Source organism: Candidatus Margulisiibacteriota bacterium, assembly GCA_028715625.1.
GTDB lineage: Bacteria > Margulisbacteria > Riflemargulisbacteria > GWF2-35-9 > GWF2-35-9 > JAQURL01.
Window position 1 is genome coordinate 1 of record JAQURL010000097.1, and the last position, 7,309, is coordinate 7,309.

Here is a 7,309-nt window from a genome sequence, read left to right on the forward strand (position 1 = left end):
TATCGGTTTCGCATTGCTGCAGATGAATTTTTACAGGATCGGTCTTGCCACTTAATAAATATTTTTTTTGTAACACCTGTCCGGCGGCTTTCAGAATATTTTCCGGACAGCGATAACTTCTGTTCAGACTGATCACTTTGGCTTCGGGATAATCCGCCTGAAAACGTTCCATTAATCTTGCATCCGATCCCCTGAAACCATAAATAGCCTGATCCGGATCTCCGATGATCATTACATTGCGAAAACTATTTACGGAAGTGTCGGTTTTGCCAATTAATAAATTGATAAGTTCGTACTGTTTTTCATTAATATCCTGGAACTCATCCACCAACAGACAGTTAATTTGTTTTTGGTATTGGGCGAGTATCTGCGGCTGCATCTGAAATAATTTCACGGGCAAGCAGATGAGGTCTTCAAGGTCAAACACGTTTCTGTTCTGCAATGCCTGATTGTATGAATCACAATGGGCCAGTGTTGCCGGGTCAATTTCTTCATCTATGCCCTGCTTAAATCTTTCTATTTGTTTAAGAATCTTTTTTGTTTCTTTCTTTTTTGTCTCGGGAATCGACAGATAGTCAGTCTTTTCCTCTTCAATAATGAAAAAATCTGCGGTCCGTTCAAAAACATCATGATACTTTCTTAAAACCTCCAGCCCGAAGGCATGAAAGGTGGAAACCTTGATATGTTTTCCGGCTATCTTGGTTTTGAGGCGTTCGCTTATTTCCTGCGCTGCTTTGTTGGAAAAGGTGACAGCCAGAATATTTTCCGGCTGGACCTGAAAATGCTCGACCAAATAAACAATACGTTCTGTAAGTACATGGGTTTTACCTGAACCCGGTCCGGCAATAATTACCTGCATGCCTTTTTCTGCTTCGATAACAGCTTTTTGTTCCAGATTTTCTCCCTGCGCAATATATTTTTGTTGTTCATTGATCGGATGAACCGGTTTGAAGCTATCATGCAGCTGTTTGAAAGCCTGTATATCAAATTCAATAGTAGACTGATTAACCTGACAAATCTGACCTTTTACAGGATCGGGCAAAACAAACAGCGAGGTTTTATTTAAAGCCTTTAATTCCTTTTTCTGAAAAACCGAAATTTTCCCGAATTCTCCGTCATAACCTTCATCAATATACACCTGGCCGCATCTGAGCCTTCTGATTCCTTCGGCAATCAGCTCACCGCCAAATTTTTTCAATTCTTCCTCCGGCTTGAAAAGAAGTATCTCAAATTCCGAACCTAGTTGCGCGATTAATCTTTCATATTCTTGTATTACACCTTTAGAGGATGTGCTTTTCTGTTGCAGAATTTCCGCTACAAGTTCCGGCAGAGGTGTAATGCTGTGAAATATCTGATTGTTTGCCGAATAATCAGGCTGAAGCCTGTCGGCAAGCTCTGCAACTCTGTACATAACCCCGATGGTCACAGGTTTTCCGCAAACCGGACAGATACCCTGGTGCCTTACTGTTTCCAGCGGGTCCCAGCATATATTACATTTGCGATGTCCGTCATAATGATATTTGCCTTCCTGAGGGAAAAATTCTACTGTCCCCAAAAAGCCTTTTCCGGTTTTAAGACTTTCATAAATATCCTGATAAGTCAGGTTTGTGTCGAATAAATTAGCTTCCCGGCCAAGCTTTTCAGGCGAATGAGCATCAGAATTGGAAACCAGGCGGTAGGAATCCAGAAAACTGCAGGCCCTGTTCATGGCCGGGTCGCTGGATAATCCTGTCTCCAGAGCAAATATATGCGGCGTCAAATCGTCAAAACATTCCCTGACCGAATCGAACCCTGATTTTGAGCCCAGCACTGAAAACCATGGTGTCCAGATATGGGCCGGTATCATAAAAGCTTGCTCATGGATTGTTAACAGGATTTCCAGAAGGTGCCTGGAATCAAGCCCCAGAATAGGCCGCCCGTCAGACCTGATGTTCCCAATTTTTTCCAGTTTGGATTGAAATTTTTCTACACTTTCAAAATCCGGCAAAACACAGACATTATGAACTTTTCGCGTCTTTCCGTTCTTTTTATAAATAGAGCTGATTTCGGTTGTCAGAATAAATCTGGTCGATTTCTGATCATCCTTGAGTTTATATAATCCCTGCTCCGCTTTTTCCAGTTTTTCCTTTAGTTCCTTAAGCCAGCCGGGATGCACACAATCACCGGTTCCCACCACCTGTATGCCTTTAATCGCCGCCCATTTGGCAAGTTCATGTGGCACAAGCGCCTTGCTGGTAGCACGGGAAAAATGTGAATGGATATGAAAATCAACAATAAATTTCATAAAGCTTCTTTAATATAACACAAAATTATAAGTGCGTAATGGGACAGAAACAGAAAGTTTTGTATCTTTTTTAAAAAATGTTATAATCCCTCTCTATGAAAACTACAAAAGTCAAAGGTGAAGATTACGGACGTGTTTTTTTATATACCCTAAGTACCTGTATCTGGTGCAAAAAAACCAAAGAATTTCTGAAAAATTCCAACGTAGAATTTGAGTATTGTGATGTTGACCTGCTGGACGAAAAGGACCAGGAGCTGACAGAAAGAGAAATGAGAGAACTTAATCCCGGCGGCGGCTTTCCGACTATTATTATAAATAACAATGATATTATTTCCGGTTATCAACCCGAGAAAATAAGCGATGTTTTAGGTCTTTGATGGCTAAATCTCCTTCAGATTCGGAAATAAATGAGGCCTTTGAAAAATTATCTAAAGACGCTGAAAAATCGGGTTATCATCTGAACCCTGATTCAGGTTTTACCAAAGACTTGATACGCTCACTTCTGGTCAATCAGGACCGTTACGGCTATCAGGCCTGTCCCTGTAGACTGGCAGCCGGAAAAAAAGCAGAAGACCTGGACATTATTTGCCCCTGTAACTATCGTGATGCTGATGTGGTTGAATTTAACGCCTGTTACTGCGGATTATATGTATCCGACAAGGTTGTTAAAAATAAACTCCCTGTTAAGTCTATTCCTGAACGGCGGCCGGCTCCTGAACAAAGAAAAAACCAAAATGAAAATGCCAAAACCGCACAATTTGCTTATCCCATTTGGCGATGTCAGGTTTGCGGCTATTTGTGCGCACGGGAAAAGGCTCCTGATCTTTGCCCTATTTGTAAAGTCAGTTCAGAACGATTTGAACTGTTCGGATAATTAACATGTCAAGCTCCAGAATTTATCATGTTAAACCGGAATTTTTAAAACAATTTATAGCTGATGTATTCATCAAGCTGGGAGTGCCTGCTGATGAAAGCCTGGTGTGTTCGGAGGTGCTTGTTGCTTCTGATATTCGCGGTATAGATTCACATGGTGTAAACCGCTTGAAGCCAATCTATTATGATCGTATTAGGGACAAAATATTAAATCCGAAAACCCGATTTGAAATAGTCAAAGAAACACCCACTACAGCTGTAATAGACGGCCATAATGGTATGGGCATGGCCATTGCCAAGCGCTGTATGCAAATGGCAATTGATAAAGCAAAACAACTGGGCATGGGTATGGTTGTAGCCCGCAACTCCACGCATTTCGGTATTGCCGGTTATTATGCGATGATGGCTTCTGAAGCAGGCATGATCGGACAAGTTGGCACCAATGCCAGGCCATCCATAGCCCCTACTTTTGGAGTTCAAAATATGCTGGGTACAAATCCTCTGACCTATGCTTTGCCTACAGATGAAAAGTTTCCCTTTGTGCTGGACTGCGCAACCTCGGTAACTCAACGTGGAAAAATAGAATATTATGACCGGTTTGGCCTACCCACTCCCGAAGGACTGGTGATCGGCAACGACGGCATGTATCGCACTGATACCAAACAAATCCTTAAAGATTTAAATACTGGAGATGCCGCGCTACTGCCGCTTGGTGGTGTGGGCGAAGAAACTGCCGGGTACAAAGGTTATGGCTACGCTACACTGGTGGAAATCCTTTCCTCTGCACTGCAAGCCGGTAATTTTATGCATGCTTTAAGCGGTGTAAAAAACAATAAAAAAGTTCCTATTGAACTTGGGCACTTTTTCATGGCAATAAATATTGAATCTTTTACTGAGCTTAAAACTTTTAAAAAATATACAGGCAATATTCTGCGAGAACTCCGTGCTTCCAAAAAAGCCCCCGGACAAAAACGCATCTATACTGCCGGTGAAAAGGAATACCTGGCTGAACAAACGCGTATAAAAAAAGGGATCCCGCTGCCGATTGAAGTCCAAAATGAACTCATAACAATGCGTAATGAACTCAGCTTAAAAAAATATATATTTCCCTGGGAAAAATAAAATAAAACTAACAAAACAGATAATTTTTCTGATAATATATTTATATGGATAAAAAAAAATCAGCAGCAATAAATTTTCCCAAGAATTCTGCGATATTATTTGTAGTCCTTTTCGGCTGTGTCAGCCTTTTCGCGGATATGACCTACGAAGGTGCCCGCAGTATCATGGGACCCTACCTAAAAATTTTGGGGGGCAGCGCTGCCGTGGTTGGCTTTGTGGCCGGTTTCGGCGAGCTTGTTGGTTATGGTTTCCGAATATTAACCGGATATATTGCCGATAAAACAAAACGTTATTGGTTAATGACCTTTCTCGGCTATGCTATAAACCTGCTGGCTGTTCCTTTGCTGGCCTTAACCGGCAACTGGGTCTTGGCTTCGGTTCTGCTTGTTACGGAACGTTTTGGCAAAGCTATTCGCACCCCATCTAAAGACGCTATGCTTTCTTTTGCCCGAACAACAGTAGGAAGCGGTTGGACTTATGGCCTGCATGAGGCTATGGACCAGATAGGCGCAGTTTTGGGACCCGTAATAGTCGCATCGGTATTATTTTTCAACCACAACAATTACCATCTGGGGTTTGCCGTGCTTCTTGTTCCTGCTCTGCTCTCTTTATCGTTGATCGGTTTAGCCCGCTTACTATATCCCAACCCCAGCAATCTGGAAGTCAAAAAGCTACAGGTAAATACCGAGGGGCTGGGCAAAAAATACTGGTTGTATTTACTGGCAGTCGGGTTTATTGCAATTGGCTTTGCTGATTTTCCGTTGATTGCTTATCATCTGCAGGTTAAAAATTTATTTTCAGCCTCCATGATACCGATACTATATGCTGCAGCAATGGCTATTGACGCTTTTTCGGCACTATTTTTCGGATATCTTTACGATCGAATCGGAGTAAAATCACTGCTGTTAGCGACAGTTGTTTCTGCTTTTTTTGCACCGCTGGTCTTTTTCGGGAATGTACCTGCCATCTGGGCTGGAGTTCTGCTCTGGGGTATCGGTATGGGCTGGCAGGAATCTATTATGCGTTCGGTAATAGCGGATATGTCCCCTCAGGACAAACGTGCATCGGCCTTTGGCCTTTTTAATGCAGGATATGGGATCTTCTGGTTTGCCGGTTCATGGATTATGGGAATTATTTATGATTTTTCTATAAGCTGGCACTATGCTCTTCTGATCCTGGTGCTTATGTCGGTTGTTATTCAGCTGGCAGCTCTTCCGGTTTATTTGTATCTCAGTAAACAAAATTCAAAAGCCTAAGAATCCTTTGTTTTTTTAGTAAAATTTTCAACATAATTCAATTTTTTAACAAATCATTCAATTTTTGAATTAGTTCTAACAAAAGTTTGAATTTTTTTTTCGATATATTATTAAAGCTGAATATTAGTCACTAAAAGGAGGTGGTAGGAGCCATTTAGTTACTCGTTAATTATAAAGGAGGAGAATAAAATGCGTAAACTACTTTTTTGTTTAATAATTATGAGTTCTATTTTCGCAGCCAATTATACCGGGTTTAATTCCGGACTTTCTGTGGCCGAACTTACTGATGTCACTGTCAGCACAACCAATATGAGCGTTGATCACACCACGGGTTTAGGTTCAATTGCTTTTACTGTGAAAACCAATCTTGATAACTGGCTGCTTCTGGCAGACAGCGATTATAAAGGTTTAAAACATACAACCAAAGCTCATGTATTAACGTCCAATGTTGATGTTGCCCTGGCCACTGCGTCTCCAACTTCTTATCAAGCCTTGTGTGTTTCTACGGATACACAAGCAAACAGGACTGTTTACACCGGAACTTACTGTTATTCAACACCACAAAGCTTGAAATTCTATGTCAAGGTAGCTGATATGACCCAGGCCAAGGTTGGTTATTATACATCTTATATTAATCTGAAGGTATTAACTCAATAAATTTGAATTTGGGATACCTGAGCAAGTTTTCGGGTATCCCATTGGGGTACAAAAATGTTTAAACAAGTATCACTCCTATTGTTCGTTTTACTCTCTGCTGTTATATATGGCTTCAGCTCATACCCCTCACGCTTTGAAGTTGTTGAAACAGCCAACACTGTGGTTACTTATTCCCTGACTCTTATTAATAATACAAAAACAGACGAAACGATAACGCTTGAGTTGTTTAGCTGGGAGGCTGCAGGAGATAATGATATGGTGCTGCTTCCGATAACTGAAAACTGGATAAATATACCTGTAAAAGAACATTTTTTATCAGCTGATTCTCAAAAAAAGATTGATATTGTTCTAGATGTACCTAATATAAAAGGTGAAAAAAAAGCCCAGATATTTGTTGCTGCCAAAGAACAGAAATCGTTTTTCAACATCAGCAAATCTGTGCCTTTTTACCTTGTAATAAAAAATACGGAAGTAATTGACCTAGACCTTAAATCTTTCAATATAAAAATAAGCTCGGACCAAATTTTATTTGATGTTGAGTTGGAAAATAAAGGCAACATCCATCTCCGACCCCGCCTGGAATTAGAATTATTACACGAAAACGGAAATATTTCCTGGTTAATGATCCTGGATGATTTGCCGGTATTTCCTAATTCTTTCCGGCAATACAAACCTGATTATCCAAAAAGTGATTTTTCTGACGTAATAGAAATAAAAAAATTAAAAATTTCATATTACAACACCATGGGCCAGATTATAGAAAAAATAATCGACAGGACGATTAAGCTATGAATAAATTACTTGTTTTTTTCCTGGTTCTGTTAAGTATGGTTTTCGCTGAAAACTGTGCAGGGTTCAATGTACTGCTGGAAGTGATTTCTCCTTTAAATATAATTGACTCAAATCCTCCGGTTCTGGACTGGTTAAAGGAACATGATTTACCGATTTATAATAATAAAACTATATCGGAAAAACCAGTTTTTAAGCTACATGCCACAGACATACAAACTGCCGATAGCGGTCTGGCAACCTGGAACATTTCCTTCAGCAAAGAAGACAATTCGTTTAATAGCAATATCTCCGGGAACCTCGACAGCAGCCAGGATGCCGTGGTCTT

8 protein-coding genes are annotated in these 7,309 nt (G+C 40.6%); 7 read left to right on the forward strand and 1 reads right to left on the reverse strand.

Annotated elements, in window-relative coordinates:
- On the reverse strand, positions 1 to 2,284 hold a 2,284-nt coding region (locus PHV30_11440; GenBank protein MDD5457626.1), incomplete at its 3' end, for a UvrD-helicase domain-containing protein.
- A gap of 95 nt (positions 2,285 to 2,379) precedes the next feature.
- Between PHV30_11440 and PHV30_11445 the strand changes: the two genes are divergently transcribed.
- From PHV30_11445 to PHV30_11475, 7 genes are all read left to right on the forward strand, one after another.
- Entirely contained in the window at positions 2,380 to 2,661 is a 282-nt protein-coding gene (locus PHV30_11445; GenBank protein ID MDD5457627.1) for a glutaredoxin family protein, read from the forward strand.
- The gene (locus PHV30_11450) at positions 2,661 to 3,158 is read left to right on the forward strand and encodes a ferredoxin-thioredoxin reductase catalytic domain-containing protein (GenBank protein ID MDD5457628.1); all 498 of its coding nucleotides are present in this window, start codon (positions 2,661 to 2,663) and stop codon (positions 3,156 to 3,158) included. The genes PHV30_11445 and PHV30_11450 overlap by 1 nt, the downstream gene beginning before the upstream one ends.
- Before the next feature lie 5 nt (positions 3,159 to 3,163).
- Positions 3,164 to 4,279 (forward strand): Ldh family oxidoreductase, encoded by a 1,116-nt coding sequence (locus PHV30_11455; GenBank protein ID MDD5457629.1) that lies wholly within the window; start codon positions 3,164 to 3,166, stop codon positions 4,277 to 4,279.
- 44 nt (positions 4,280 to 4,323) lie between these two features.
- Complete coding sequence (locus tag PHV30_11460) at positions 4,324 to 5,535, forward strand: MFS transporter (GenBank protein ID MDD5457630.1); 1,212 nt, start codon at positions 4,324 to 4,326, stop codon at positions 5,533 to 5,535.
- A gap of 189 nt (positions 5,536 to 5,724) precedes the next feature.
- Positions 5,725 to 6,192 (forward strand): hypothetical protein, encoded by a 468-nt coding sequence (locus PHV30_11465; GenBank protein MDD5457631.1) that lies wholly within the window; start codon positions 5,725 to 5,727, stop codon positions 6,190 to 6,192.
- Positions 6,193 to 6,246: 54 nt separating this feature from the next.
- Complete coding sequence (locus PHV30_11470) at positions 6,247 to 6,984, forward strand: hypothetical protein (protein MDD5457632.1); 738 nt, start codon at positions 6,247 to 6,249, stop codon at positions 6,982 to 6,984.
- On the forward strand, positions 6,981 to 7,309 hold a 329-nt coding region (locus PHV30_11475), incomplete at its 3' end, for a hypothetical protein (GenBank protein MDD5457633.1). The genes PHV30_11470 and PHV30_11475, both read left to right, overlap by 4 nt.

What these genes read in the sequence shown, in the direction of transcription:
- PHV30_11465 (MDD5457631.1), top strand. Translation starts at nt 5,725, where the DNA reads ATGCGTAAACTACTTTTTTGTTTAATAATTATGAGTTCTATTTTCGCA.
- PHV30_11460 (MDD5457630.1), top strand. Translation starts at nt 4,324, where the DNA reads ATGGATAAAAAAAAATCAGCAGCAATAAATTTTCCCAAGAATTCTGCG.
- PHV30_11445 (MDD5457627.1), top strand. Translation starts at nt 2,380, where the DNA reads ATGAAAACTACAAAAGTCAAAGGTGAAGATTACGGACGTGTTTTTTTA.
- PHV30_11470 (MDD5457632.1), top strand. Translation starts at nt 6,247, where the DNA reads ATGTTTAAACAAGTATCACTCCTATTGTTCGTTTTACTCTCTGCTGTT.
- PHV30_11455 (MDD5457629.1), top strand. Translation starts at nt 3,164, where the DNA reads ATGTCAAGCTCCAGAATTTATCATGTTAAACCGGAATTTTTAAAACAA.
- PHV30_11450 (MDD5457628.1), top strand. Translation starts at nt 2,661, where the DNA reads ATGGCTAAATCTCCTTCAGATTCGGAAATAAATGAGGCCTTTGAAAAA.